Source organism: Sorangium sp. So ce327, assembly GCF_051530205.1.
Lineage (GTDB): Bacteria > Myxococcota_A > Polyangia > Polyangiales > Polyangiaceae > Sorangium > Sorangium cellulosum_B.
Genome location: NZ_CP150330.1, coordinates 4773732 through 4799988, shown reverse-complemented (window position 1 = coordinate 4799988; position 26257 = coordinate 4773732). Strand labels below are relative to the sequence as shown.

The window sequence follows — 26257 nt, the reverse complement described above, 5'->3', positions numbered from 1 at the left end:
GCACACGCCGCCGCGCGCTGCTCGCCTCGCGTGAGGAACGAGGCGGCCTATCTCACGCCTCGCGCTCGCGCCCGTCGCGGCCGTGCCAGCAGGAGACCTCCAGCCTGTCCCCCAGCGGGATCTCCACCGACCCGTAGCCGCTGCCCGCGCCGCGCACGTACTCCAGGTACGGCCGCAGGTCATCCGGCGCGATGTCGAGATCGTCCGCGACGATGAGCGCGCCCCTCCGCAACCGGGGCTCGAGCATCCGGAGCACCGGCAAATAAAGGTTCTTCCATCCGTCCAGCAGGACGAGATCGATCGGCCCCTCCACGTCCCGCAGCGTCACCAGCGCGTCTCCCTCGCGGATCTCGACGAGATCGCCGAGCCCGCTCTCATCGAGGTTCTGCCGCGCCCGCCGCACCTTCTCCGGGTGCAGCTCGCTGCCGATCACCCGCCCGCCGCCTCCGTCGCGGATGGCCGCGGCCAGGAACACCGTCGAGATCCCGAACGACGTGCCGAACTCCACCACCGTGCGCGCCCGCGCCGCGAAGGCGAGCAGGTGGAGCAGCCGCCCGACCTCGCGGGAGACCGGCAGATACGCGTCGGCGAGCGTGTGGGCGAGCGTCTCGGGGTCGGGTCTCGGGCCGAGGCGCTCCCAGTCGGCGCGGACGCGGGCGATGATGCCCGGATCGCCGCTGTCGGCGTCCTGGAAGAGGCGGTCGAGGGTGCTTTGAACGCGCGGCGAATCGAGCGTCGTGCTCATGATGGCATGTCTCCTCCGGGCAGGCGCGGCGATGGCTCCCCTGCCCTCGCGGCTGCCCTGGTCGACACCGAACTTGCGCCCGAACAGACATGACTTCCAGTGCATGTACGGTAAGTTATTGCTGCGTCCCATGCACTCCATGGATCTGAACCTGCTCGTCGCGCTCGACGTGCTCCTCGAGGAGGAGAGCGTCCTCCTGGCCGCGAAGCGGATGCACCTCAGCCCCTCGGCGATGAGCCGCACGCTCGCGCGCGTCCGCGAGGCCGTGGGCGACCCGATCCTCGTGCGCGCCGGCCGGCGGCTCGTGCCCACGCCGCGCGCCGCCGAGCTGCGCCCGCGCGTGCGCGCGGTGGTCGCCTCGGCCAGCGCGGTCCTCCGCGAGCGGGGCGCGCTCGACGTCGCCGCGCTCACCCGCAGCTTCGCCGTCCGGACCAGCGACGGCATGCTCGGGCTCGTCGGCGCCCCGCTCCTCGACGCGCTGAGGGCCGAGGCCCCGGGCGTCACCGTCCGCTTCCTGCCCGAGGGCGACGAGGACGTCGCCGCGCTCCGCGAGGGCCGGATCGATCTCGACCTCGGCATCATCGGCGACATGGGCCCGGAGATCCGCGTGCAGGCGCTCGTCAGGGACCGCTTCGTCGGCGTGGTGCGCCGCGGCAGCCCGCTCGCGTCCGGCAAGGTGACGCTGGAGCGGTTCGTCGAGCACGCCCACCTCGGCGTCTCCAGGCTGGGCAAGACCTGGGGCCCCATCGACGAGGCCCTCAAGAAGAAAGGGCTCGCCCGGACCACCGCGGCCGTGGCGTCAGGCCATTACGCGGCGCTGTGCCTCCTCGCCAGCTCCGACCTCGTCGGCGCGTTCCCGTCCAAATGGCTCGCGCACGCCGCCCCGCGCTTCGATCTCGTCACGTTCCCGCTGCCCGTGACCACGCCGGCCATCACCATCTCGCAGGCGTGGCACCCCCGCTTCGACGCCGACCCGGCGCACCGGTGGCTGCGCGACCGGCTCCGCCGCGCCTGCCGGTCGCTGGCGGAGTTCAGGGCGTAGCCGCGCCCGACCCGGCAGCGCCGATTCGGGGCGTGTGAACGTCGATCATGTCGACCGCGTCGACCCGTGAGCGAGCAGCGCTGTGACGTGAAGGCGATCCCCTTCGACACATGAAAAGATGCCGGGATCACGCGACTTTTCCAGAAGAGCCGGATCGCGGTTGTCACGGTGTCCTCTCACCCCGAGGCAGGCCCGGCAGTTGGGACTTGACGCCTCCGAGCGGTTGGATTTCCTTCTCACCCATCAGCGTCATCACGTGGACGTCGCCAGCGATGTTCACGCCGAGCGCCTCCTCAGAGGATGCGAGCTCGAACACGAGGATAGCGATGAACTTGCGAATGCTAACGTCTCCCGTCGCATCGGCATGGTTTGCGGTCACGGTGATCGCCTGCGCGCCCAGCAACCAAGGCACCCAGGTCGGCTCGCCCGATCCGGCGAGCTCCGCGAACCCGGCCGGCAGCGCCGCTCCGGCCAGCACCGCGACCCCGAGCGGCGCGGCCCAGGCGCCCGCCCCGGCGGAGCCCGCGCCCCTCGGTCCGCCGCTCAAGCCCGCTGCCAAGGGAGCGTTCGTCACGGGGGAGTACCGCAACCTGTTCGCCGAGCTGGGACACAAGCCCGAAGAGATCGACGCGAAGATCGCGAAGGCCTACGAGCAGCTGTTCCACGGCGATCCCAAGGAGCAGGCCGTCCTGTTCCCGGCGGGAAAGAACGCGAACGGCCCCAAGGCGTACATCATGGACATCGGCAACAACGACGTCCGCTCCGAGGGCATGTCGTACGGCATGATGATCGCCGTGCAGGTCGATCGCAAAGACGACTTCGACGCCCTGTGGAACTGGGCCAAGTCCCACATGTACCGCGCGGATCCGAAGCACCCCGGCTTCGGCTATTTCTCGTGGCAGATGCGCCCGGACGGCACGGCCATCGATGAGAATCCGGCCCCGGACGCGGAGGAGTATTTCGCCACCGCGCTGCTGTTCGCGTCCAACCGCTGGGGGAACGGCAAGGGGATCTACGACTACAAGAAGGAAGCCTTCGCCATCCTCGACGCGATGAAGAACCGGAAGCCGATCACCGGTCCGGTCAACAAGGACAAGCGCAAGACGACGCTGCACTCGCTCTTCAACGCCGAGCACAAGATGGTGCGGTTCACGCCCGACGCGGACAACTTCGCGAAGAACGGCGATCACACCGATCCGTCGTATCACCTGCCGGCGTTCTACGACGTCTGGGCGGCCTGGGGCCCCGAGGCGGATCGCGCGTTCTGGGCCGAGGCGGCCAAGGTGAGCCGCGATTACTTCGTCAAGGTGACCCATCCGAAGACGGGGCTCGCTCCGGATTACGCCAACTTCGATGGCACCCCCAAGCCTGCCTCCTGGGACGCGGGGACCGCCAACTTCCGTCAGGACGCGTTCCGCACCGCGATGAACTGGTCGGTGGACGCGGCGTGGTGGGCGAAGGATCCGCGGCAGACCGAGCTGAGCGATCGCCTCCTCGCGTTCTTCGAGGCGCAGGGCCCCAAGTACAAGGGCAACTTCACCCTCGAGGGCAAGCCCACCGTCGACTACGACTCGCTCGGGCTCGTGTCGGCGAACGCCGTCGCGGCGCTGGCCGCGACCCATCCGCGGGCCTGGCGCTTCGTCGAGGAGCTCTATCAGCGCGAGGCGCCCACCGGCAAGTGGCGGTACTACGACGGCATGCTGTACACGATGTCGCTGCTGCACCTGAGCGGGAAATTCCGCATCATCACCCCGCAGGCGCAGGCCGCGGCGCCGGCCGCCGCAGCGAAGGCGCCGGCCGCGGCGCCTGCTGCCGCGGCGCCTGCTGCTGCGAAGAAGTAGCTCGGCCGGCGTGGGGGCGCCCGGGATCACTCCGGTGATCGCGGGCGCCCGACGCCGACTCCCCTCGCAAGGCCTGTCCCGCCGGGAGGTAGCGTTCCCGGACCTGCACCGCATCGCCGCGGAGCCGGCCTGCGCCCCCGGATCACCGGGCGACGCCGCGGAGCTCCAGCTCGCCTCCCGGTGAGCGCGCCGCGACCACCGTGATCGTCGCAGAAGCGGACGGCCCGAACAGCTCGAACGCCGAGAGCCCGGGGACCTCGGCCGCGGGCGCCGAGAGATCGGCCGGCCTCCGCCGCAAGGACGCATTGCTGTCCGCCGGCCGCTCCACCCACTCGATGAGCTCGCCGCGGACCTCGGGGAGCACGTACGGCAGGCCCGACTGCTCGATGCTCGCGGCCAGGGCGTCGCCGTCCGCAGGAGCGGTGATGTCCCCGATCCGCAGATCGAACTGCTGGTACTTGGGCTCCGGATGAAACGGCGCCCATTCGAGATAAGCCACCACCCTCTCTCCGGCGCCGAGCATCGGGAAGGACTGTTTGCCTTCCCGGGATCGCGGGACAGCGCGCCTCGTGCGCCGGTCATAGACCACGATGTCCGCGAGATCGCGCTCGTCCTCGTCGAAGCGGCCGTCGGGATCCTCGGAGAAATCGGCGAAGGCGACGTGCGTCGCCGAGACGTCCGGGAAGCGCTGCTGCCCCGGGCCGGACGCGATCGGGACCGCCTCCGCCTGGCCGATCTCGTACAGGAAGACGTCCGTGTCGCCGCTCTCGTCCGCGGTCAGCCAGCCCGTCAGGACCACGGCGTCTCCCGCCACGCGCGGCTCGCCCGCGTGATCGAACGGGCCGCGGATCGTCTGCGTCTCGCCATCCCGGCGCACGCGCACCACGCGTGCTCCGTTGTCCGTCGCCTCCCAGACCACGACGTCGCCGGCGAGCGCAGGCCGGCGGGGCGTCTCGGCGGCCGGCGCGAGGAGGAGCTCCTCGCCCGTACCGAGATCACGCAGCCTCAGGGCGCCGCTCACGTCGCCAGCCTCGCGCGGCGCGACGTAGGCCAGCAAGCAGCCGTCGATCGCGTAGGGCGGAGCGCCGGGCGCCTGCGGGGCGCCCGTGTCGACGCTCGAGGCGAAGACGGCGACGCCATCGGCCGCGGAGGCATCACACGCAGCGGGTGAGGGCGGCTCGGCGGGGGCGCCGCCTCCGCCGTCCGGCAGGGGCGCCGGCGATCCGTCGACGGCCGCGGGCGAGCAGCCCGCGACGAGCAGCGCGAGAGCGAACCGCCCGCTCCATCCACGGCGAGAGCTCGGCCCTCGATGGCAGGGGCGCGGGGAGATCGGAAAGACCGTTTCTCCTGCCGCGGGGCCCTGTCGGCGCTCCTCCTCGAGCCTCGATGTGTTCAGTGCTCCGGAACCGCTGCCCTTCATAAGGAGTCCTCCACGACTGCGTTTGATTGCCTCTCTGTCAGCGGCGCCTTCACGAGGGGATTCACTCCGCTTTCCTCTGCGACCCGGAGGGAGCGCGCATGCCGAGGCGCGCCATGCGCTTTTTCAGACCGTGGCGCGTGATGCCGAGACGCTCGGCCGCGCGGCTGATGTTCCCGCCGGTCTCCGCAAGCGCGCGCCGGATCGGCTCGCGCTCGTCGTCCTCGGCCAGCGCGTGGCGCGCCTCGCCCGAGTTTCCGCGCCCCGCGGCCGGCGGCGGGACGGGTCCGGCCATCGGCGGCCGGGACGGCGACGCGGGTCGCTCGGCGGCGTCGGGCGCCAGGCGCGCGCTCGCCCGCGGCGCGCTCGCCCGCAGCGCGCTCGCCCGCGGCGCGCTCGCCCTCACCCCCCGCGGGAGGTGCTCCAGCTCGACGCGGCGCACGCCCAGCGCGGCCAGGCGCTGGACCAGGTGCGCGAGCTCCCGCACGTTGCCGGGCCACGCGTAGGCATCGAGCGCCGCGAGCGCGCGCGGCGCGATCTCGATGGGGGCGCCCGTCCGGGCCAGATACCCGGCGAGCAGCAGCGGCACGTCGCCCTCCCGGTCGCGGAGCGGCGGCAGGTGGATCTCGATGGCGTTCACCCGGAAGAGCAGGTCCTGCCGGAACGCCCGCTCGGCGACCGCCTGCGCGAGATCCCGGTTCGTGGCCGCGACGATCCGCACGTCGAACGGCCGCTCGTCGTCGCTGCCGACAGGGCGATAGCGCCGTGACTCCAGCGCCCGCAGCAGCGCCGCCTGCCGCGCGAGCGGCAGCTCCCCCAGCTCGTCGAGGAAGAGCGTGCCGCCCTCGGCCCGGGCGAGCAGGCCGGGGCGCGCGCGCTCGGCCCCCGTGAACGAGGCCCGCGCGTGGCCGAAGAGCTCCGCCTCGAAGAGCGCGTCGGGTACGGCGCCGCAGTTGATGGCGACGAGCTCGCGCGAACGGCGCGGGCCGAGATCGTGGAGCGCGCGGGCGAAGAGCTCCTTGCCCGTGCCGGTCTCGCCCATGAGGAGCACGGGCAGATCGCTGTCGATGGCCGCGTCGAGGCGCGCGAGCGCCCGGCCCAGCGCGGCGCTCTGGCCCAGGATGTCGGGGAAGCTCCTCCGCGGCTGGGCCGCGGGCACGACGGTCGTGTCGGCGCGCCGGAGATCGGGCGCGGGCTCGGCGAGCGAGGCGAGGCAGGGAGGCGCCGGGCCTTCGCGGCGGGGCTCTTCCGGCGCGCCGGGGCGGGTGAAGAGCCGCAGATCTTCCGGCGCGCCGGGGCGGGCGAAGAGCCGCAGGAAGAGCCCCGCGAGCGACGCCCAGCGAGCGGCCCGCGCCTCCGTGACGGCGTCGAAGCACGCCGGGCGGAACCGGTGCTCGATCACGATGAGCGCGCGCGGAGGCCCGGGGAGCGCCGGGTCTGGCCAGGCCGCGCTCGCCGCCGGGGCGCGCGCGCCCATCGAGGCGTGGCCCGCGCCGACGCGCAGCACGAGCCGCGAGCCGCGGCCGCCCGGCGTCTCCACGTCGCGCTGGTAGTGGACGGGCGTGGCCTGGCTCAGCGCGAGCTGCGCCAGGTCGGGCGCGATGCGCCGCGCCGCCTCGGCGATCTCCAGCCCGTCGAGGTCGGCGCCCCAGGCGGCGACCACCCGCCCCTGCTCGTCGACGACGGCGAGCAGCGCGCGCTCGGCCCCCGACTGCTGCACGAGGGCGCGCGCGAGCCCGACTGCGGCCTCCGCGGCGCCGTCCGCTGTCGCCACCGACGCGAGCCACGCCCAGAGCGCGTCGTCTTCTCCGCTCGCCGCCGCCGTCATGCCTGGGCCAGCATACGCGCCGCCCGCCGCCGCCGGTGCCCCCTGCGCAGCCGCCGGTGCCCCCTGCGCAGCCGCCGGTGCCCCCTGCGCCGCCGGTGCCCCCTGCGCCGCCGCCGGTGCCCCTTGCGCCGCATGCGCGCCGCCCCGCGCCGTCGCCGCGGCCGGCGACCGCCGTGCGCCCGGCCGCGCCGAGCGCAGCACGTCGAGCGCCTGCGCCTCCACCTCCGCGAGCATCGCCGCGCGCGCCCGCCGCGCGGCCCGGATCGCGCCCCGCGCCGCCCGCCGGGGCTCCGCCGGCAGCTTGGTGAGGTACACCTGCGCCTCCGCCACCTGGGCCCGCGCGTCCACCAGCGGGTCGTTCGCCCGCACGCCCGGGTCCAGCGCCGCGAGCGCCGCGAGCGCCCGCCGCCCGTCGCCGTCGAGCAACGCCACGTTCGCCCGCGCGATCACCAGATCGGCCTGGATCGCCGCAGGGAGCGACGCCGCGAGCGCCCACGCCTCCTCGATGCAGCGCTCCGCCGCGCGCGCGTCGCCGCGGCGCACCTCGATGTCCGCGCGCGCCGACAGGCACCAGCCGCGCCCCGCCACCTGCCCCAGCGATCGCGCGAGCCGCATCGCCTCGTCGAGCGCGCCGAACGCCTCCTCGTAGCGCGACGCCTTCCCGAGCGCGATCCCGAGGTTCATCAGGCACGAGCGCATGCCGGCGCGGTCCCCGAGGGTCCGCTTGACCGCGAGCGACGCCTCGAACGTCCGCACCGCGCCGTCCACCTGGCCGCGGTACAGGGCGACGATGCCCGCGTTGTGGTGGAGCCGCGCCACCTCTTCGACATCGTCCACGCCGTCGGCGCGCTCGCCCGCCGCGGGCAGCTTCGCCTGCGCCCCCGCGAGCCACGCCTCCGCCTCGCCCCAGTCGGCGCGCATCAGCGCCACGAGCCCCAGCGTCGACAGCGCGAACGCCTCGGCCGTCCCGCCGCCGAGCCGCCGCGCCGCCGCGAGCGCCGCGAGCGCGTGCTCCTTCGCCGCCGTCGCGTCTCCATCCCGCGCGCGCTTCTCCGCGCGGCGCCGCAGCGCGAGCACGAGCACCCGCTCGTCGCGCTGCGCCGCCTCGTCGAGCCACGCCACGACCTGCGGGTGCGCCGCGCCCACGCCCGCGTCGCGCGTCAGCCGCTCGAGCCTGCAGAGGAGCGCCGGGGTCCTCCGGTCCGCGTCCTCGCCGAGCGCGAGCAGCGCCTCGATCTCCTCCGACCGCAGCCCGGCCTCGCGCGCCTGCGCCGCGGCCCGCTCGTGGAGCTGCGCGCGCCGGGCCTTCGTGCACGGCGCCGCCGCCGCCGAGAGGAGCGCCGACGCAGGCGCGCCGGGATCCGCGAGCAGCGCCGCGGCGACCTCCTCGGCGACCTCCGGCGTGGCGAGCGCCGCGGCGAGATCCCTCGCCAGGGCGGGAGCGGACAGCGTGGTGAGCGCGCCGGCCGCCGCCTCCCGCCGCGCGATCAGCGCGCCCGCGAGCAGCTCGCCCAGGGCTCGCTCGCCGGAGGCGCCCGGCTGCGCGCCACCCCGCGCGTACGCCCGGCCGCCGCGCCCGAACCCGAGAGCGCAGCGCGCCTCGGGCAGGGCGCCGCCCGCGATGGCGATCGCGGCGAGCGTCGCGCAGGCGTCGGCCGACAGCTCGCGCACGCGCTCGATCGCGGTGTCCTTCGTGAGCGGCACGCGGCCGAGCGACGCGAAGAGCCACCCCGGGTTCTTCCCCGACGCCACGGCGGCCTCGCGCACGCTCGCCTCGTCGTCCACGCCGAGCGCGCGGCACAGCGCGCCGAAGCTCGCGTCGCCGAGCGGCCCGAGCGCCACGCACGCCGCGCCCTCGGGCGCGCTCCGGGCCGTCGCGACCACCTCGATCGCCGCGCCGCCGGGCGCCGCCGGCCGGCACCGGTACGCGTCGAGCGCGGCGCGCAGCTCGGCCGGGGCCTGATCCAGATCGTCCAGCAAGAGCAGGAGCGGGGGCCCGTCGCCGGGCGGCGTCACGAACGGCGGCGCCCGCTCGGCGCCCCGGAAGAACGCGATGAGCCGCTGCAGGAGCGGGTCGGCCTCGCGCGGGAACGCCACGTACCTGGCGCTCCGCCCGGCGAGCAGCGCCCGCGTCACGAGCTCGCGCCCGAGGTGGCTCTTGCCGGCGCCGCTCGGCCCCGTGACGTAGCGCACGCGGCCTGACGGTGACGGCGCCTGCTGCAGCGCCTCGAGCTCGCGCTCCCGCCCGATGGGCGCGGGCGGCGTTCCCACGGCGATGCCCGCCTCCGCGGCCGCGACGCCGAGCTGCCGGAGCACCTCGCGGGCCTCGGCAGGGCGGTCTCGCGGGTGCAGCGCGAGCAGCGCCTCGATCACCTCGGCCACGCTCGGCTGCACCCACGACGCGGCGTCGCGCAGCGGGCGCCGCGCGCGAAGGGGCCCGGGCGGGCGGCCCGCGGCCGAGCACCACGCGAGCGCCCCCAGGCTGTAGAGGTCGGACGCGGCCGACGGCGCGCCCCCGGCGAGCAGCTCGGGCGCGGCGAACGCCGAGGTGAACGCGACGGCGCCGCCCGGCGCGCGCGCCCTCGACACCGCCGCCCCGAGATCGAGGAGCACGGCCTCGGCGCCGCCCCCGCCGAGGGGCCGCATCCGGACGTGCGCCGGCTTGAGATCGCTGTGCACGAACCCCGCGTCGTGCAGGGCGGCGAGCGTCCTCGCGACGCCGGCGAGCACGCCCGCGAGCCGCGCCGGGCGCTCGACGGCCGGGGCCCCCTGCACCCACGCCCCGGCGTCGTCGCCGGCCACGTACTCCTCGACGAGGAAGGGCGCTCCCGTCCGCTCGTCCCGCCCGAGATCGTGCGCCCGCACCACGCCGGGGACGCGCAGGCGCGCGAGCAGCGCGAACTCGCCGAGCAGGGTGTCCTCGCGGAAGGCGCCCTGACGGAACACCTTCGCGACGAGCTCGCGCCCCCGCGCCTCGCGGTCGATCACGCGCCCCACGACGCCCTGCGCCCCCTGCCCGAGGATCTCGCCCGGCTCGTACCGAGCATGGGCCACGAAGGGCTCGCGCCGCGGGGCGTGCATGGCCGAGAGGTTACTCGCGCGCGGCGCTCGCCGTCGCGCCGGCTGCGATGCGGGCGAGCAGGGGCTGGCCGTACGTGGGCTCGCCGAGGATCGTGAGCGCGCGGCGGAGGCGCGGCTCGGCGAAGCGCCCGAGATCGTCGAAGTGGCGTTCGGCGCCCCCGGCGAGGGACGGATCTGCGAGCCGCCGCGCCGCGCCGACGTCCGCTGCCTCGAGCTCGGGCGAGAGCACCTCGACGCGGAGCATCATGACGCGCACGACATCGGCAGGCGTGGGATCGATGGTGATCGGGATCGAGGCGTCGGTCCACGCCTCCGGAGCGAGGTAGAGCACCCGGACGCCGGGCGTCCGGAACCACTGGCGCTTCCAGGTGTTCACCATGGCGACGGCTTCGTCGTGGTACAGGCCGGTCGCGTCGAGGGTGTCGATCATGCTCGCGCCGAGCGACTCGACGAACTCGTCGAGCGGCGGCGCTCCGTCGAGCGAGGGGGCGCGCTCGACGAGCGTGCCGCCCGTAGCGATGCCCTTGGGGTGGGCGACGAACGCCCCCGTCGAGGCGCCGACGTTGAGGACGAAGACGGCGCCGATCGCCTCGTCGAGGGTATTCTCGGCGGAGATCGCCCCGCCGGTGCCGGCCGTCACGCGGACGGGCAGGTCGAAGTTGCCGAGCCCTCGATAGAACAGGAAGCGCTCGTGCTGGGGCGCCTCCATCGCGCCGGGCACGCCTGCGATGCGGAGCGGGTTGGCGCCGACCTGACGCGCGTGCGCCCACGTGAACCGATCGAGCGGCGCCTCGGGCAGGGGGATATCGCGGTCGCGCCCGAGGACCTCGATGTTGCTCCACTCGAGGAACCCGCGCGCGTTCGGGCCGTAGATCTCTGAGCACATCGGCGAGCCAAAGGGGAAGTCGGGGTCGAACGCCGGGTCCGCGTACGTCGTCAAGTCAGCAACGCTGCCGGGCGCGATGATGGGCGGGTAAAACTGGCGGACGGCGGGGTACCACTGCGTGAAGATCCCTTTGGGGAACCCTATCTGGACATGCGCGTCGAGCGGCTCCTCGGCGTAGAAGTAAGTGACCGGCGTCTCCATCTTCACGTTGACGCTCGTCGAGATCGAGCCATCGAGCGTGCCGGCTCCGAGCCGGTCATAGACGAAGGCGGGGAGATCCTCCTCCTCGTGGTGCAGCCCCGCTTGAAGCGAGCCGTCGGAGCCGACGACCACGGTGTCGGTCCCCCATTCGTGGACGATGAAGCCCTTGCCGGGGTACGCGAGATCCGGCGCCGAAGGCACGGCGGGCGCGGCCTGCTGGCCGGAAGGGGCGCCCTCGTGGGGCGCTGGACCGGCCGGATCGGCCGGGGCGTCGCCGGTCGAGCTGCCGCCGTCGGCCGTTCCGGCGCACGCGGCGAGCAGGGTAGCGAGGAGCATGGGAAGCGTGAGGCGGTGGGATGTCGGTTCGGTTACCATGGTAAGGTCTCCTGCCAGCCCCTGAAGCAGCTCTCGGGCCATCGCGCCAAGTCATTGAATTTCAATGGATTGCGCGCGTCGCAACGGGGCGGTTACCAGGGGACGTGGTAACCGGGACGGCGGGGTGACCAGGAGCTGGTAACCGTGGACGACCGGCCGAGCGAGGAGTAAGGCGGGCGGTTGAAGTGAAACGCATGGCCACTTTGCCGATCGCCGACCGCTGGTTCGAGATCACGCGCGTCAGCGATGACATCACGCTGCTGATCGAGCCGCACGTGGTGCCGCTGATGCGCTGCAACATCTGGCATGTGCGCGGTCGCGATCGCGACCTGATCATCGACACGGGGTTGGGCATCGTCAGCCTGCGGGAGGCCATGAAGCACCTGCTCGACAAGCCGGTGACGGCGGTCGCGACCCACACCCACGCCGATCATGTGGGCAGCCACCATGATTTCGAGCACACCTTGGTGCACCATCTCGAGGCGGAGAACCTGCGCTCACCGACCGACCGCGGCACCTTGCTGGCCTCGGTGATGGGCGCCGCGACAATTCGCAAGCTGGGCGACGCTGGCTATCCGATCGAGGGCGATGTGATCACCGCCCTGCCCTACGCGGAGTACGACATCGCAAGCTACGCCCTGCATGGCGCGCCGGTCACGGAGGTCGTCGCCGAAGGCGACGTCGTGGATCTCGGCGACCGTCACTTCGAGGTGCTGCACCTGCCCGGTCACTCGCCGGGCAGCATCGGTCTGTGGGAGGCGGCGACCGGAACCTTGTTCTCGGGCGATGCGATCTATGACGGGCCGCTGCTGGATGAGATCGAGGGCGCAGACATTCCCGCTTACGTCCGCACCATGAAGCGGTTGCGGGAGCTCCCAGTCCAGATCGTGCATGCAGGCCACGACCCCAGCTTCGGCCGGGCACGGCTGATCGAGCTGGTCGATGCCTACCTGGCGAAGCGCGCCTAGAATACCGAACACGTTGAAACCCGGAGAATTTTCACAGGGAGGCGAGGAGGCGGGGAGGAAGAAAGAATGAATTTCTTTCTCTTGCCGTCTCTCGCTCCCCGCCTCCCCGTCTCCCTGTGAAATTCCTGCTTTTCTCGTGGTTTCAACCCGTTTGTCGCTCTAGCGTGCGCCGGCAATGCAGGCGATCGTCGAGGAGGGTCGGCTGCCCCGTCGCTTGACAAAATAGAACGGTCGTTCTATCCAGTCGAGGTGGCGAAAGGTGAAGATACCCGGCAGGCCATCCTGGCCGAGGCGCTGGCGCTGGCGAGCGAGGTCGGGCTCTCGGGCGTGACCGTCGGCGCCCTGGCCGAGCGCGTGAAGATGTCGAAGAGCGGCCTCTTCGCGCACTTCAGCTCCAAGGAGAACCTGGACGTCGCCATCCTCGAAGAGGCCAAGCGCCGCTTCGTCGACCTCGTGGTCGCGCCCGCGCTGCGCGAGCCGCGCGGTGAGCCGCGCGTGCGCGCGCTCATCGATCGGTGGTTCGTCTGGACAGAGCAGGACTTCATGCCAGGCGGCTGCGTCTTCCATGCCGCCGCGGCCGAGCTGGACGACAAGCCCGGTCCGGCGCGCGACGCGCTCGTCGCGTCGCAGAAAGACTGGCTGGCCACGCTCGCCACCGCCGCGCGCATCGCCGTCGAAGAGGGCCACTTCCGCTCGGACCTCGACCTGGCGCAGTTCGCCTTCGAGGCCTATGCCATCGCGTCCGGCTCCCACGCGCTCAGCCGCTTGATGCCCGACAACGCGTCGAAGCGCCGGGCCCGCGCCGCCTTCGAGAGGCTCGTGACCGACGCCCGGCGCTCGCCCCGCCGCTCTGCCTGATCCGTCTCGCAATCCCCCGAGGAGGTCCCCCCATGCAGGAAGCCAATCAGGTCCATTCGTCGCCCAATAATAGAACGATCGTTCGTACTGATCCGCGGCAGGTCCTCCTGCGCGGTGGGATCCGGTTCGGGTTCAAGCTCCTCAACAAGGCCGCGCCGGATCTGGCCTCCCTGGCGGCCGAACGGCTGTTCCGCTCTCCGCGCCGGCACGCGCGCCCGGCGTGGGAGGAGGAGATCCTCGCCGGCGCGGCGCGCTTCTCGCTGCCGTGGGGCGCGGAGGCGCTGCCCGCGTGGTCGTGGGGGGACGGGCCGACCGTGCTGCTCGTGCACGGCTGGGAGGGCCGGGGCAGCCAGCTCGGCGCGTTCGTGAGGCCGCTCGTGGAGCTGGGCTTTCGCGTGGTGACGTTCGACGCGCCGGGGCACGGCGATGGGCCGAGCCGGTCGGCCACGCTCGTGGAGCTGGCCCGCGCGGTCACGGTCGCGATGGACGAGGTCGGGCCCGTCCACGCCATCGTCGCGCACTCGCTCGGGAGCGCCGCGACGACGTATGCCCTGTCCCGCGCGGCGTCGGTCCGGCGCGCGGGCGCTCCGGCGCCGAGGCTCGTGTTCATCGCGCCGCCGCTCAGCGCGGTCCGCTACACCCAGCATTTCGCGAAGCTCCTCGGCATCGACGAGGCCGTCCGGCGCCGCATGGTCGCCCGCCTCGAGGCGCGCTACGGCGTGCCGCTCACGGACCTCGACGCGCTCTCTGCGGCCCCGCGGATGAACGCGCCGCTGTTCGTCGTGCACGACCGCGACGATCGCGAGGTGTCGTTCGAGGCAGGCGCGGCGCTCGCCGATCGCTGGCCGGGCGCGCGGCTCATGTCGACCCGCGGCCTCGGCCACAGGCGCGTCCTGCGCGCGCCGGAGGTGATCGCCGAGGTGGTCGAGGTCGTGACCGGCACCCCGTGGCCGGTCCGGACAGGGCTCGAGATGTTCGAGCTGGAGCGCGAGCTGTTCGAGCGCGACCGCCGGCGCGTGGTGTGACGTGGAGAACGCTGTTCATCGGCGCCTCGATCCCGCGTCGGGCATCAGGCACGCCTCCAGCGTATCGCAGATCCTCGATAGCTCTTCGCTCGTGTGCGCCGCGAAGCCGAAGCGGAATGCGGGCACGGCCCCGGCCGCGACATGAACGGACCCCGGGGTGAGGGCCAGGCCGCGTGCGTGCGCGCGCTCGACGAGCTCCTCCGAGGTCAGGTTGCGCAAGCGCATCCAGAGCGCCAATCCCCCGCCGGGCGGGTCGCACTCGATCGCGGAACGCAAGGGCGGCCTCGACGCGAGCTGCTCCAGCAGGTGGTCACGACGCTGCCGGTAGAGCTGCCGGGCGCGCCGCGCGTGACGCTGGATCTCGCCGTCCTCGATGAGCTCGGCCACGGCGCGCTCGAGGGCGACATCTCCCTGACGATCGAGCAGCTCACGGACCGCCCTCAGGCGCGCGACAACGGACCTGTCCGCGATGATGTACCCGAGCCGCAGGGCCGGAGCGATGAGCTTCGAGAGCGAGGCCACGTAGATGCAGCGCGACGACAGGTCCTTGGTCGCGGCGAGGGGGAGCAGCGGCGCGCCCTCGAAGTGGTACTCGTAGTCGTAGTCGTCCTCGACGATGTAGAGGCGAAACGACTCGCAGATTCGTCGCAGGTGCATTCGACGCTCGGCCGACATGGCGACGGTCGTCGGGTATTGATGGTGAGGCGTCACGTACACGGCCTTGAGGCGCCCCTTGAGCTTCCTGGCGTGCGCCTCCAGCTCCTCCGTTCGAAGGCCGTGGGCATCGACCGGCACATGAACCACGTCGGCCCGGGCGAGCTGGAACGCGCGCCAGGCCGGCGTGTACCCAGGGTGCTCGACGGCGACGACATCCCCGGGCTCCAGCATCGCCAGCGCGAACAGGCTCAGCGCGCCCTGGCTGCCGCGCGTCAGCACGACCTCCTCCGAGGAGCACGACAACCCGCGGGCGTGATTGACGAAGCCCGCAAGGACCTCCCTGAGCACGGGATCGCCCGCGGCATCTCCGTAGCCGAGGCCCGTCCGCGCCAGCGCTCGGAGAGCGCGCCGCTGCGCGCGCGCGAGCTCGTCGACGGGCGCGATCCGGGCGTCCGGGATCCCGTCGTTCACCGCGATCATGGCGCCGCGGCGCTGGGCGAGGACCGTATCGACCGAGCGGCGGCCCTCCGCATCCGCGACGGCGAGCGTCGGAAGGTTGAGCGCGACGCGGGTGCCGCGCGCGGGGAGCGCCTCGAGCCACCCCTGGGCCACCAGCTCGTCCACGGCGGCGACGACGACCTTCCGGTTCACGTTGAGCTGCGCCGCGAGCGTCCGGCTGCCCGGGAGCGTTGAACCCGGCAGCAGCCGCCCGCGCTGGATCTCTTGAACGATCGCCCTGCTCAGCTGGGTCTGCCGCGGCACGGACGCGCCGTCGTCGAGCACCAGGTCGAAGCGCCAGGGCCGACCAGCTGGACCCGTCGACATGTTCGTTCTGGAGCCTGTCATGGGTCCAGCTTCGCGCTATCCACTCTCCTGCGCAAGGTGCCTTTTGCGCTGACAGGGAGCCGACATGAGCGAACGATTCCATTCAGCAGACTTCGACAAGACGCCGCCGCGGCCTCGCGTGGTGATGCCAGAGAGGCTCGCGCACCCCGCGGTCGAGTCCGCCGGGCGTCACGGTGAGTATTCGAAAGCGCGGAAGCATCCGGTCTTCTTCGTGGACCTCCCGTCGCACGCGATCAGCATGACCATCGGATGGCTCGATCCTGGGCAATCCTCCAACCGGCATCGGCACACGTACGAGACCATCCTCTACGTCCTGGAGGGAGAGGGCTACTCGTACGTGGGCGGGAGGCGTGTCGACTGGAAGCAAGGGGACGCGATCTACGTCCCTGTCTGGGCCTGGCACAACCACGTCAACACCGGAAAGGGTCGGGCCCGCTACCTCGCCTGCGAGAACGCGCCGATGCTGCAGAACATGGGAGGTGTCGCGCTGCGCGAAGAGGTGCCCGACCGGGGAGATCAGCTCTTCGACCGGGATCACGAGGCGGAAGGAGGCGTGCGATGACATCGTCTCTCCGTGGAATCATCGCCTACCCCATCACGCCGTTCACGGAGGCTGGACGCGTCGACGAACAGCTCCTCGGGCGCATCGTCGACGACATGCTCGCCGCGGGGGTCCATGCGATCGCCCCGCTGGGCAGCACCGGGGTGTTGCCGTATCTCTCGGACGCGGAGCGTGAGGCCGTCACCGACATCGTCGTGAGGCGCGTGGCGGGCCGGGTCCCGACCCTGGTCGGCGTCTCGAGCCTCACCACGGAGCGGACGGTGCACCACGCGAGGTACGCGGAGCGGGCCGGCGCCGCCGCGGTGATGATCCTCCCGATGAGCTACTGGAAGCTCTCGGACAGGGAGATCGTTGCGCACTTCGAGGCCGTCGCGAAGGCCATCTCCCTCCCCATCGCCGTGTACAACAACCCGGCGACGGGGGGCCTCGACCTGAGCCCGGACGCGATCGCACGGTTGCTGCAGATCCCGAACGTCACGATGGTCAAGGAGAGCACCGGGGACGTGAACCGGATGCACCGGCTCGTGCAGCTCTGCGGCGACCAGGTTGCCTTCTACAACGGAAGCAATCCGCTCGCGCTCGCCGCGTTCGTGGCCGGGGCGCGCGGCTGGTGCACGGCTGCCCCGCACATCATCCCTCGCCTCACCGTCGAGCTCTATGACGCGGTGACCCGTGGTGATCTCGAGGCCGCTCGGCGCTCTTTCTACCGCCAGCTGCCGTTCCTTCAGTTCATCGTCGCGCATGGCCTGCCGCGGGCCATCTCGGCGGCCCTCGAGCTGATGGGCACACGGGTCGGGCCGCTCCGGGCCCCGCTGCAGCCCCTCGAGAAGGCGCGGGTGGAGGAGCTCCGGCGGATCCTGGTCGATCTCGCCGTACTGCCATCGGCGTGAGCCGTCGGGAGTCTTTGCTACCGCTCGTCACGCCATCGCTCGCGCCTTGATCGCGTCTCGCACAGCAAGATCCCGGCGATGCGTCCTCTGTTCCGGTGGGGTGCGTCCTCGCGTACACTCGATCCCACGATGAAATCTCCTGGCTTGTTCCGGTGGATCGGGTTGCTGTTGGTCGCCGCGGCCGCTTGCGGCACGTCTCCGAATCAGCCGCAAGTGGCGTCCGGGACCGGCGGGGCGGGCGGCAGCCAGCCCGACGGGTCCGGTGGAGCGGGCGGCCAGGCCGACGCCAGCGGCGCGGGCGGCGCGGGCGGCGCCGGCGGCCAGGACGAGGCCACCTGGCCGACCGGTTGCGCAGAGCAGCCGGCGTCCATCAGGACCGAGGGCACACTCGTCGAGCTCGCGTTCGAGCTCGTCCTCGGCGGCGCGCCGTTCCTGTTCGGCGAGCCGAACGTCGCGCCGGACGGCAGCACGGTCACGCCGCTCAACGTTCGCTTCTACGTCTCACACGCGGCGCTGATCGGAGAGGACGGCGACCTCGTGCCCGTCGATATCGTCGGCCCGGACGGCGCCGCCACCCCTTACGGGGTCCACTTCTACAACGCCGAGGAGCCGGGCTCGGCCACGCTCCGGCTGCGCGCTCCGGCCGGCAGCTATGAAGGCGTCAGCTTCGTCTGGGGCTTGCACAAGGCCTGCAGCACCTCTCGGCCCGAAGCGAACGTCGCGCCTCTGTCGGAAGCCTCCCAGATGACGTGGCCGCACAGCGGTTACCTCTTCCTGCGCTACGAGGGCAGCGTGGCTCCGCCGGCCGAGGGTGAGGGTGGTTCCGATGATCCGGACGGAGAGACGGCCGCGGTTCCGCCGGCGGTCCACATGGGGGGCAACCTGGCCGAGGATCTCGCCCCCAGGGTCGAGGTGCGAAGCGCGCTGTCCGTGCCCGCGAGCGGCTCGACGGGCAAGGTCGTCCGGGTCGCCATGGACGAGGTCTTCGCGGGCGCCACGGCGGACATCGACTTGACCGGGTTCGTCGCGCCGCCCGGGCCCGTGGGAGACGAGCTCCTCGCGGGTGAGCGCCTGCGGCGCGGCCTCCCCGATCTGACGGTGTTCGCCTTCGCTCCATGACGCCGCGCTCCAACCGTGGCGGGGCCATCGGCCTGGCGGCGCTGCTCCTTGCGGGCGGATGCGGCGACGACGGGCCGGCGGCCCCTGGACCTCTGCCGCCGCTCGTCACGGACGCCATCCCCGCCGGGTTTCCGGCGCGCACCGCGGCGGCCAGAGCGCCGGCCGACAACGCGCTCACCGAGGCGAGGGCCCAGCTCGGCAAGAGGCTCTTCTTCGACAAGCGCCTCTCTCGCACCGGCGAGGTAGCGTGCGCGAGCTGCCACCGTCAGGAGTACGCCTTCGCCGATCCGGACCCCGTCTCCCGGGGGGTCGACGGCCGCCTGGGACAGCGGAACGCGCCCGCGCTGGTGAACCTGGCCTGGGGCGAGAGCTTCTTCTGGGATGGCCGCGCGGCCACCCTGGAAGAGCAGGTGGGGAAGCCCATCGAGAACCCCGACGAGATGGATCTACCGCTCGCCGAGGCCGTCGCTCGTGTCGCCGGCGATGACGTCTACGTGAAGGCGTTCAAGGATGCTTATGGCAGGCCTCCCGGGGAGGAGTCCTTGCGCCATGCCCTGGCCAGCTTCGTCCGTTCGATCGTCAGCGCCGACAGCCCTTACGACCGGCACAAGCGCGGGGACGACACGACCTTTGGAGACGCCGAGCGCCGCGGCGAGGCGCTGTTCCTGAGCGAGCCAGCTGGCTGCTTCCATTGCCACCCGTCCGGAATGCTCACCAACGAAGGCTTCTTCAACAACGGCACCTACCTCGACGGCGGCGACGTCGGGCGGCAAGTGATCACCGGGCGGACGGGAGACCTTGGCAAATTCAAGGTGCCCGGTTTGCGGAACATCGCGGCGAGCGCCCCCTATATGCACGACGGATCGCTGGCGACGCTGGAGGAGGTGGTCGACCATTACGATCGCGGCGGGCTGGGCCATTCCTCCACCGATCCGCAGATCGAGGAGCTGGGGCTCTCTCCGGACGAGAAGGCCGATCTGGTGGCGTTCCTGCGGTCGCTGACCGATGCCGCCTTCCTGGACGATCCGCGGTACCGTCCGTGAGCGGCAAGGCACGGGCGTGGCGCCATGTCCCCGGATGCCCCCAGCCTCCTGCGAAAAACGCCGTCGAAGAGCTCGCCCCCTCCTTCAGCAAGAGTGCGGGAGGGCCGAAGTTGCTGTCGCTCGACATCCCTCACCTTGGCTCCCCAGGTCCGCGTGCACAGCGAAACCCAACGCGGCTGCCATGCCACGACGGTTCATGGTGCTCGCGGTCGGCCGCGCGCACCCACACAGGGCTCATGCTGAACCACGACCCCCCGCGCAGGACACGGAATTCTCCTTGCGCCGGGCCAGTCGGATTGACCTCGGGATCCATCATTTTCCTGTACGGACCGTAGCGATCCCAGCACCACTCCAGGACGTTGCCTGCCATGTCCAGGAGGCCAAATGGCGAAGCGCCGCTCGGATACATCCCGACAGGGCTCGGGCCGGCGCGCTTGCCGCGCCCGAGCTCGTTGTCATCCCCATCCCAGCAGAGCTGGTCGGAGGGAGGCGCGTTGCCCCAGGGGTAAATCCGGCCGTCGTGCCCCCGAGCCGCATACTCCCACTCCGCCTCCGTGGGCAGGCGGTAGCCCTCAGCGCTGAGGTCCCAGTGGACCTCGCCGCCATCGACCCGGTATGCCGGCGTCAAGCCATCCCGCTCGGACAGGGCGTTACAGAAGCGGATTGCATCCTCCCAGCTCACGTTGATCACGGGCAGCTCATCGCCCGCGATCGAGCTCGGGTTCTTTCCCATCACCTCCCGGTACTGCCGCTGGGTCACCGGCACTCGCCCCATCTGGAACGCTGCGATCACCACCTCACGGCGCGGGTGCTGGTCATCGAACGCGCCGGGCTCCCCCGCGTCGCTGCCCATCCAGAACCGCCCCGGCGGGATGGGCACCATGTCCAGCCGCGGACGGTGGGCCGGCGACTCGGACGGGGGCACAGGCGTCTTGCGCGGTGCCTCTCCGAGCCTGTCCTGAATGACTTGCAGAAGGTCGTGCGCCACGCCGCGGCGAGCCAGGCCATCTTGCTTGAGCCACGTCCCGGGCGCGCCGCTCATCTGATGCTCCAGGGCTGCGCGAAGCGCCTCCAGTGAGCGACGTTCGAGCTTCTTCAGCAAGCGCCCAGCGGCGATGATCGCCCAGTATTGCTCGAAAGCGGAGCGCGATGGATCGATCGCCCGCCGCACAAAATCGAAGCACGCAGGATCCGGTGTCTCGAGCACACCCGCGATCGCGACGATCCGATCTCCATCACCGCCGGCATCAAACCTCGTCGAGAGCTCGTCGGGCGTGAGCCCCGCGTCCTGCAGCGTCTTGCCCATCTCGCCGACCAGCCCGTCCAGCAGATCCGTCCGCGAAGGGCCTCCTGGCGTGACGCGCCGGATCTCCTCGTATCGCCTCGCGCTCGCGTCGAGGCGATCGAGCAGCGTCCGTGCCGACCTGAACCGGCCCTCCAGCAGCTCTCGGACGCGCTGACGATACCTGCCGTCCGGATCGGCGCGCTCCTGCACGTCGAGCAGCTGCGCCGTCCGCGCGAGCCCCGCCGCCGCGCGTCGCGATGGGGTGCCCTCGTCGAGCCCGGGCAGCGTCTCGTAACAGGCGAGGATCTGCCGGAGCGCGCTCGCAGCGCCGCGTTCCTCCACCTCCCGTCGCTCCAGCTGCAGGCACACGTCCAGCGCCTCGGCCGAGACAGGGAGATGGAAGGTGCGGCAGACGATGTATCCTGCAACACGCGTTGCTGGGTGCTCGGAATCCAGCAACGGGAGCACGAGATCGAGCCGCGGCGCGAGCTCGGCGGCCTGCAGCGCGCGCACGATGCCGTGGACGATACGGTCGCCCTCGGTCGGCAACCGCTCCGTCAGGTAAGCCTCCGCCCAGCGGACGGCGATGTCCTGGACCCAGCGCTGATGCTCGTCGGGTCCGAGGACGTGCCGGGTCGCCACGATCCAGGCGAGATGCGAGGGGGCGAGCTCGGGAGCGGGAGACATGGAGTCTGCGCCGTGGTCGAAGACGCGGCCGATCACCGCACGGGCGAGCGGCTGTGCGTGCCGCGCGAGCAGCGGTGTGAGCAGCGCGAGCGCCCTTTCCCTCGCAGGCCATCCCTTCACTCCCTCAAGCCTCGCCCAGTCGGCGACGAGCCAGGGGGCCATGGCCGGCAGGGCCGCCTCGATCTCCGGGATCGCTGGCTCCGGATCCTCCGAGGTGTCGAGCACCTCCACGTCGGCCGCCGCGAGCAGCTCGGCCATGTACGACCGGATCGGGGACGGGTCGGCGACGTCCAGGTCCAGGCTTCCTACGAGTCGCGCCAGGCCGCGCGCGAGGCCGCGGTACGCCCGCTCCGCGGCAGGGTCCTGCAGCGCCAGCACGGCCATCGCTCGATCGACGAAGAAGCGCGTGTCCGATCGAAACCGAGGCCCCCCCTCCAGCATCCGGAGCGCGCGCGCCTGGGTCGTCAGAGGCGCGCTTGTTCCCCCGGGGCGAGCCCGCGCGCCTTCGGCGAGCTGATGCGGCAAGACGCCCGTCCATGGCAGCGGAATCACCGGCCTGCCCCGCTCCTGCGCGGCGGCCGCGAGCTCCGCCACGAGCTCGGCCCCCCCGACGATGACCAGCGCGTCGCACCTGCGAAGCACCTCTCGCGTCCAGGCGTCGCTCGGGGAATCCGCCACCTCGACGGTGCGGCCACCCCGGAAGACGGGCTGCAAATTGCGACGAACCACGTGCAGGAGGCGCTCCTCGACCGGCCGCCCGTGCCGCTCGACCTGTACGGCAAACGCGCGCGCGGTGATCTCGTCCACCCCGGGAAATCCGCCCGTCAGGAGCGCATGGTCGGCGTCGGCGAGCGCGTGGCCGAGCGCCTCGGCGGCCGAGATCGTCACCTCATCGAGCGGCCGGCTGGAGAAGTGCCCCGTGCCCGCGACCAGCACCCACAGCCCACGCCACGGCTCCGCCGGTCGAGCGTCCTGGCCGAGCGCCTTGAGCGCAGCGGCCGCCTCGACCGCCTCGACCGGCAACGGCACGGCCATGCGCACCCCCGCCACCTCCGGCGCAGGGCCATGCTCGGCCACGAACGCCGCGAGCGGTCGCGGCTCCCCCCGGCCCCACGCCGCCATGGCCCGCGCGAACTGCAGCAGCGCCGGGAAGGCCGCCAGCGGCTCGGCCAGGCCCTCGATCAGCGACGCCAGGCGGATCCACGACGAGAGATCGTCCGCGCCGAGCTCCGCCAGCATGCTCACGAGCAGCGCCGCGGTCCGCGCGGGCGCGCTGTAGGCGAGCGCCGTCAGGCGCTGCGTCTGGGCGAGGGTCCGGTCGTAGGCGTCCTCGGCGTGCAGCGCCGCCGCCGCGGCGTCGAGCAAGAACCCGGAGAGCTCCTCCACGCGCTGCGGTCCCAGGCGTGGCTCCTCGGTGAGCCGCCGCCGCAGGGCGGCGCGGACGTCCGGGGCCATCTCGTAGAGCTCCTCGCCGATCTCCGCGCAGAGCGAGGACAGGAGGAGGTCGGCCACCGCGATCCAGGGGACCCCGAGGGGCTGGCCCCGGACGTCGGACCGGAAGGCCGCCCAGAGCTGATAAGCGAGCTCCGGCGTAAGCGCAGCGGGGAAGGCGGCGTGGCAGGCGAACAGCTCGTGCGCGGGGCCGAAGCGCGCGCGGAACGCGTCGAGGAGCCGCGACACGCGGTCCGGGCGCGCTCGTCGGCCGGGCGCGGGCTGCACCTCAGCGGCCCCCGTGCGGCTGGGGGCGCCTGCCGCGCAGCACCCGGAGCGCCGCGTCGAGGCCGGCGCGATCGGCCTCGAACATCGGTACCAAGGCGCGGATGGCCTGCGCGCTGGTGCCCGGCCATCGATCGCGCGGGACGGGGTTGATCCAGGCCACGCGCCGGAGCTGGGCGCGTAGCTCGCCGAGGAAGCGGCGTGTGGCCTCGATGCGCTCGGTGGCGTAGTTGCGGCGCGCGGCGCCGGCGTCGCTGACGATGAGCGCGCCGGTGACGGCGCGGGCGCCGGCGGAGAGGACGTCCCGCAAGAGGACGAGCTCGCTCCCTGGTCCTTCGGGGTGGACGGCGAGCCCTGCTTCGAGCTCGAAGGGCGTGTTGTTGAAGTACCAGACGCCCACATGCGCGAGACGGCCACCCCGGCGAGCGGTCTCCGCAAGACGGCGCGTCACGACCTGGAACGGCGTCATGGATCCGTGACGATCCACGAGCAGCAGGAGGCGCTCCACGTTGGTCCGGCGCGCCACGAGCGCGGGGCCCAGAAAGACGCCATCCCGGGCGATCTGCGCGAGGGTGGCGTCGAGATCCGGCTCGGTGCGAGGGCCACGGCGCTCCATGCGGCGCAGGCGGCGCCACGCCTGCCGCATCTGCCGCGGGCTCACGGGCAGGTATTCGTCCGGCAGCGCGCGGCGCAGGGCGGTCGGCTCCACCTCGCCCGGCGCGCCGCGGAGCATCGCCATGGCCAGCTCCAGCGCGCGGCCGCGCGCCGGCGGAGGGCGCACCTCAGGCGCCTCGTTCGCGGCGGCGACGCCGGGAGCAGCCGCCGCGGCCGGCGGCGGGACAGCAGGGATATTTACCGGCGCAGGTGGCTCCGGCGCAGGCCCGGGCGCGGCGGTGGATAGCTCCAGCGCCGGCCTGCTCCGGCGCGCGGCCGCGTCGACAGCCCGCTCGAAGAGGCGTTCCAGCAATCGGGCCTCCTCGCGCGTCCCTGTCCAGAGGAGCTGGCACAGGCGCAGGAGCGCCCTGTTGTCGTCGAGCCCCTCGCCCATCCGCAAGGCCCGCAGGAGCTCCAGGTAGTCACGGGTGCCGAGCGGGAGCCCCGCCTCGCGCAGGTCCTGGAAGAGCTCGACGAGGGGCAGCTCGTCCACGGCGAGCGGCGGCGCGGACGAGGGCGTCGCCCCGCCGCTCACCGCGCGCCCTCGTCGGCCGCGCGCTTCGCGAAGCGCGCGTGATCTTCCCAGCTCTTCAGGAGGACGCCCGGGAACGGCAGCGTCCCCGCGAGCAGGCGCAGCGCCTCGCCCTCCGGGCGATCCGCGAGCACACGCACCCAGTCGAGCAGCTCGCTCGTACCGACGCGCTTGCCGCCCTCGCCCTTCTCCGCGGCCATCCTCGCGCGGAGCTCGCGAAACCGCCGGATCGCAGCATCGAGGAGGTCCTGCTGCAGCCCGGGGTAATGGGCCCGGACGATCGTGGCGAGCTGCTGCTCTGCCGGGAACTCGAGGTAGTGGAAGACGCAGCGCCGCAGGAACGCGTCGGGCAGATCGCGCTCGTCGTTGCTGGTGATCACCACGAGCGGCGCGTGCTTCGCGATCGTCGTCTCGTCGATCTCGTCGATCCGGAACCGCCGTTCATCCAGCTCGACGAGCAGGTCGTTGGGAAAATCGATGTCGGCCTTGTCGATCTCATCGATGAGCACCACGGCCGGCTGCTCGGAGAGGAACGCCTGGCCCAGCGGGCCGAGGCGGACGTAGCTGCGGTCGTCGCGCGGCTCGGCGAGGCGAGCGGCGACGAGCTGCGCGTCGCGGAGGCGGCCCACGGCATCGTAGGTGTAGAGGCCATCGCGTGCGCGGCTCGTGGACTTCACGTGCCACTCGAAATAGGCGAGCCCGAGCTCGGCGGCGACGGCGCCGGCGAGGCGCGTCTTGCCGCAGCCCGGCTCGCCCTTGAGGAGGAGCGGGCGCTCTAGCAGCTGGGCGATGCGCACCGCTTCCACGAGCTCAGGGCTGGGGATGTAGGGACGGACGCCGAGGCCCCCGCCCGGCGCTGGCTCACGCCCCTGATAGGATCGTCTGGGCTGGCTCATGGCTGGAACCACTCTTTCTGGAGATCGCTCTGGCTATACCAATCGTAGGGCCACCGCCGGCAGAGCTCGTCCACGACATCGCACGGCACGCCGCCGCAGTCCTCGACGATGTCGACAAGCAACTCGGGGTCGTTCAGGTCGGGCGGGACGCCGCCCGCGATGTGTGCGTTGATCCACTCCTCGAGGACCCGTCCATCAAAGCGCGGGAGATCCATGCGCAGCGGTCTGCGGGGGCAGTCTTCCTGTCGGGCCAGCGCGGAGAGACCGTCCGGCGGGTTTGCATGGTAGAGAAGGAAGGCGGCGATGCAGGTCCTCCCCGGCGGCCGCGCGCGGGCCTCCACGGCGTCGACAAGCGGCGACCAGAGGCCATCCAGCAGGGCCGTGAGGCCCGCCGTGCCGAGCTGGTCGACGTTGTCGAGGACGAGGACGACGCTCTGCTGCGGCCAGAGCCTGCAGATCTCGCCGACCACGCAGCGGGTGAGATCAGCCTCCTGGCCCCTCGGCCGGAGCTGGCGCTTGAGCCCCGTGAGCAGGCCGTTCAGCGTCTGATCCACGGCGGCGGCGCGGAACGAGTGCCGCAGGATCATCGGCTTTCCGGGGCGCACGAGGTCGCGGAGCCGGTGGGAGAGCCAGTACAGGCCGTGCTCGGCGTCGCCCTGGATGAGGACCGACGCGAGCCGGCGCGTATCCAGGCGCCGCTTGAACTCGGATCGTTGCCGCGCGAAGTCGAGCGCCCGGATCACGCGCGTGAACTGCTCCCGCGCGACGCCGTCGCGCTCGGACCTGAGCGCCACGATCTGCCCCTCGTACTGGAGCCGCGCGGCCTCGTCGGCGCTCTCGGCGTGCGCCGCGCGGAGGCGCACTTCCCTCGTGAGCAGGTCGCGGAGGTGCTCGTCGCGGTCCAGGCAGCAGGCGAGCAGGGCGTCGAGCCCGGCGAGCAGCTCCTCGAGCTCCCGGACGGTGTCTTCGAGCTCCCGGATCCGGCGCTCGATGGCGAGCTGGTGGTCCGGGCGCGCCAGCACGTGCTCGGCGCGCAGCCGCCTCAGGATCTCGAAGATCCTGTCGATGGTGGACTGGAGCAGGTCCTCGATCACCCCTGTCCT

The 26257-nt window shown here is 72.4% G+C and carries 19 protein-coding genes; 9 read left to right on the top strand and 10 right to left on the bottom strand.

The window, feature by feature from the left end; all coding sequences use genetic code 11:
• Nucleotides 1–52: 52 nt before the first annotated feature.
• The gene (locus WME95_RS17950) at nucleotides 53–745 is read right to left on the bottom strand and encodes an O-methyltransferase (RefSeq protein WP_437909581.1); all 693 of its coding nucleotides are present in this window, start codon (nucleotides 743–745) and stop codon (nucleotides 53–55) included.
• A 130-nt stretch (nucleotides 746–875) separates the two neighbouring features.
• Between WME95_RS17950 and WME95_RS17945 the strand changes: the two genes are divergently transcribed.
• Complete coding sequence (locus WME95_RS17945) at nucleotides 876–1787, top strand: LysR family transcriptional regulator (protein WP_437909580.1); 912 nt, start codon at nucleotides 876–878, stop codon at nucleotides 1785–1787.
• 163 nt (nucleotides 1788–1950) lie between these two features.
• Here the strand turns inward: WME95_RS17945 and WME95_RS17940 are convergent, their stop codons facing one another.
• The gene (locus tag WME95_RS17940; RefSeq protein WP_437909579.1) at nucleotides 1951–2166 is read right to left on the bottom strand and encodes a hypothetical protein; all 216 of its coding nucleotides are present in this window, start codon (nucleotides 2164–2166) and stop codon (nucleotides 1951–1953) included.
• Between the two features lies 1 nt (nucleotide 2167).
• Between WME95_RS17940 and WME95_RS17935 the strand changes: the two genes are divergently transcribed.
• A complete protein-coding gene (locus WME95_RS17935; RefSeq protein WP_437909578.1) occupies nucleotides 2168–3628 on the top strand; it encodes a glycosyl hydrolase family 8 in 1461 nt (486 codons plus the stop codon).
• Between the two features lie 142 nt (nucleotides 3629–3770).
• On the opposite strand, the gene WME95_RS17930 is transcribed toward WME95_RS17935, so the two are convergent.
• The 3 genes from WME95_RS17930 to WME95_RS17920 form a co-directional block, all read right to left on the bottom strand.
• Nucleotides 3771–5048, bottom strand: coding sequence for a hypothetical protein (locus tag WME95_RS17930; protein WP_437909577.1), 1278 nt, complete (start codon nucleotides 5046–5048; stop codon nucleotides 3771–3773).
• 61 nt (nucleotides 5049–5109) lie between these two features.
• Nucleotides 5110–9954 carry a sigma 54-interacting transcriptional regulator gene (locus WME95_RS17925; RefSeq protein WP_437909576.1) on the bottom strand — a complete coding sequence of 1615 codons (4845 nt, stop codon included), beginning with the start codon at nucleotides 9952–9954 and terminating at the stop codon, nucleotides 5110–5112.
• A 10-nt stretch (nucleotides 9955–9964) separates the two neighbouring features.
• Nucleotides 9965–11377, bottom strand: coding sequence for a hypothetical protein (locus WME95_RS17920; protein WP_437909575.1), 1413 nt, complete (start codon nucleotides 11375–11377; stop codon nucleotides 9965–9967).
• A 233-nt stretch (nucleotides 11378–11610) separates the two neighbouring features.
• Between WME95_RS17920 and WME95_RS17915 the strand changes: the two genes are divergently transcribed.
• From WME95_RS17915 to WME95_RS17905, 3 genes are all read left to right on the top strand, one after another.
• Nucleotides 11611–12384: an MBL fold metallo-hydrolase gene (locus WME95_RS17915; protein ID WP_437909574.1), complete on the top strand. Its 774-nt coding sequence runs from the start codon at nucleotides 11611–11613 to the stop codon at nucleotides 12382–12384.
• Between the two features lie 249 nt (nucleotides 12385–12633).
• Nucleotides 12634–13242: a TetR family transcriptional regulator C-terminal domain-containing protein gene (locus WME95_RS17910; protein WP_437909573.1), complete on the top strand. Its 609-nt coding sequence runs from the start codon at nucleotides 12634–12636 to the stop codon at nucleotides 13240–13242.
• Nucleotides 13243–13274: 32 nt separating this feature from the next.
• Nucleotides 13275–14267, top strand: coding sequence for an alpha/beta fold hydrolase (locus tag WME95_RS17905; protein ID WP_437909572.1), 993 nt, complete (start codon nucleotides 13275–13277; stop codon nucleotides 14265–14267).
• A 15-nt stretch (nucleotides 14268–14282) separates the two neighbouring features.
• On the opposite strand, the gene WME95_RS17900 is transcribed toward WME95_RS17905, so the two are convergent.
• A complete protein-coding gene (locus WME95_RS17900; RefSeq protein WP_437909571.1) occupies nucleotides 14283–15770 on the bottom strand; it encodes a PLP-dependent aminotransferase family protein in 1488 nt (495 codons plus the stop codon).
• Between the two features lie 64 nt (nucleotides 15771–15834).
• Here WME95_RS17900 and WME95_RS17895 point away from each other — a divergent pair, with 64 nt between their 5' ends.
• From WME95_RS17895 to WME95_RS17880, 4 genes are all read left to right on the top strand, one after another.
• On the top strand, nucleotides 15835–16332 hold the full coding sequence (locus tag WME95_RS17895) for a cupin domain-containing protein (protein WP_437909570.1): 498 nt from the start codon (nucleotides 15835–15837) through the stop codon (nucleotides 16330–16332).
• Nucleotides 16329–17222: a dihydrodipicolinate synthase family protein gene (locus WME95_RS17890; protein ID WP_437909569.1), complete on the top strand. Its 894-nt coding sequence runs from the start codon at nucleotides 16329–16331 to the stop codon at nucleotides 17220–17222. Before WME95_RS17895 ends, WME95_RS17890 begins: the two co-directional genes overlap by 4 nt.
• A gap of 213 nt (nucleotides 17223–17435) precedes the next feature.
• On the top strand, nucleotides 17436–18341 hold the full coding sequence (locus WME95_RS17885; protein ID WP_437909568.1) for an MbnP family protein: 906 nt from the start codon (nucleotides 17436–17438) through the stop codon (nucleotides 18339–18341).
• On the top strand, nucleotides 18338–19384 hold the full coding sequence (locus tag WME95_RS17880; protein WP_437909567.1) for a cytochrome-c peroxidase: 1047 nt from the start codon (nucleotides 18338–18340) through the stop codon (nucleotides 19382–19384). The genes WME95_RS17885 and WME95_RS17880 overlap by 4 nt, the downstream gene beginning before the upstream one ends.
• A gap of 130 nt (nucleotides 19385–19514) precedes the next feature.
• Here the strand turns inward: WME95_RS17880 and WME95_RS17875 are convergent, their stop codons facing one another.
• The 4 genes from WME95_RS17875 to WME95_RS17860 are packed head-to-tail and all read right to left on the bottom strand — an operon-like array spanning nucleotide 19515 to nucleotide 26248.
• Nucleotides 19515–23036 carry a formylglycine-generating enzyme family protein gene (locus WME95_RS17875; RefSeq protein ID WP_437909566.1) on the bottom strand — a complete coding sequence of 1174 codons (3522 nt, stop codon included), beginning with the start codon at nucleotides 23034–23036 and terminating at the stop codon, nucleotides 19515–19517.
• A gap of 40 nt (nucleotides 23037–23076) precedes the next feature.
• Complete coding sequence (locus WME95_RS17870; RefSeq protein ID WP_437909565.1) at nucleotides 23077–24261, bottom strand: VWA domain-containing protein; 1185 nt, start codon at nucleotides 24259–24261, stop codon at nucleotides 23077–23079.
• Nucleotides 24258–25154, bottom strand: coding sequence for an AAA family ATPase (locus WME95_RS17865; protein ID WP_437909564.1), 897 nt, complete (start codon nucleotides 25152–25154; stop codon nucleotides 24258–24260). The genes WME95_RS17870 and WME95_RS17865 overlap by 4 nt, the downstream gene beginning before the upstream one ends.
• Nucleotides 25151–26248: a hypothetical protein gene (locus WME95_RS17860; protein WP_437909563.1), complete on the bottom strand. Its 1098-nt coding sequence runs from the start codon at nucleotides 26246–26248 to the stop codon at nucleotides 25151–25153. The genes WME95_RS17865 and WME95_RS17860 overlap by 4 nt, the downstream gene beginning before the upstream one ends.
• Nucleotides 26249–26257 lie beyond the last annotated feature (9 nt).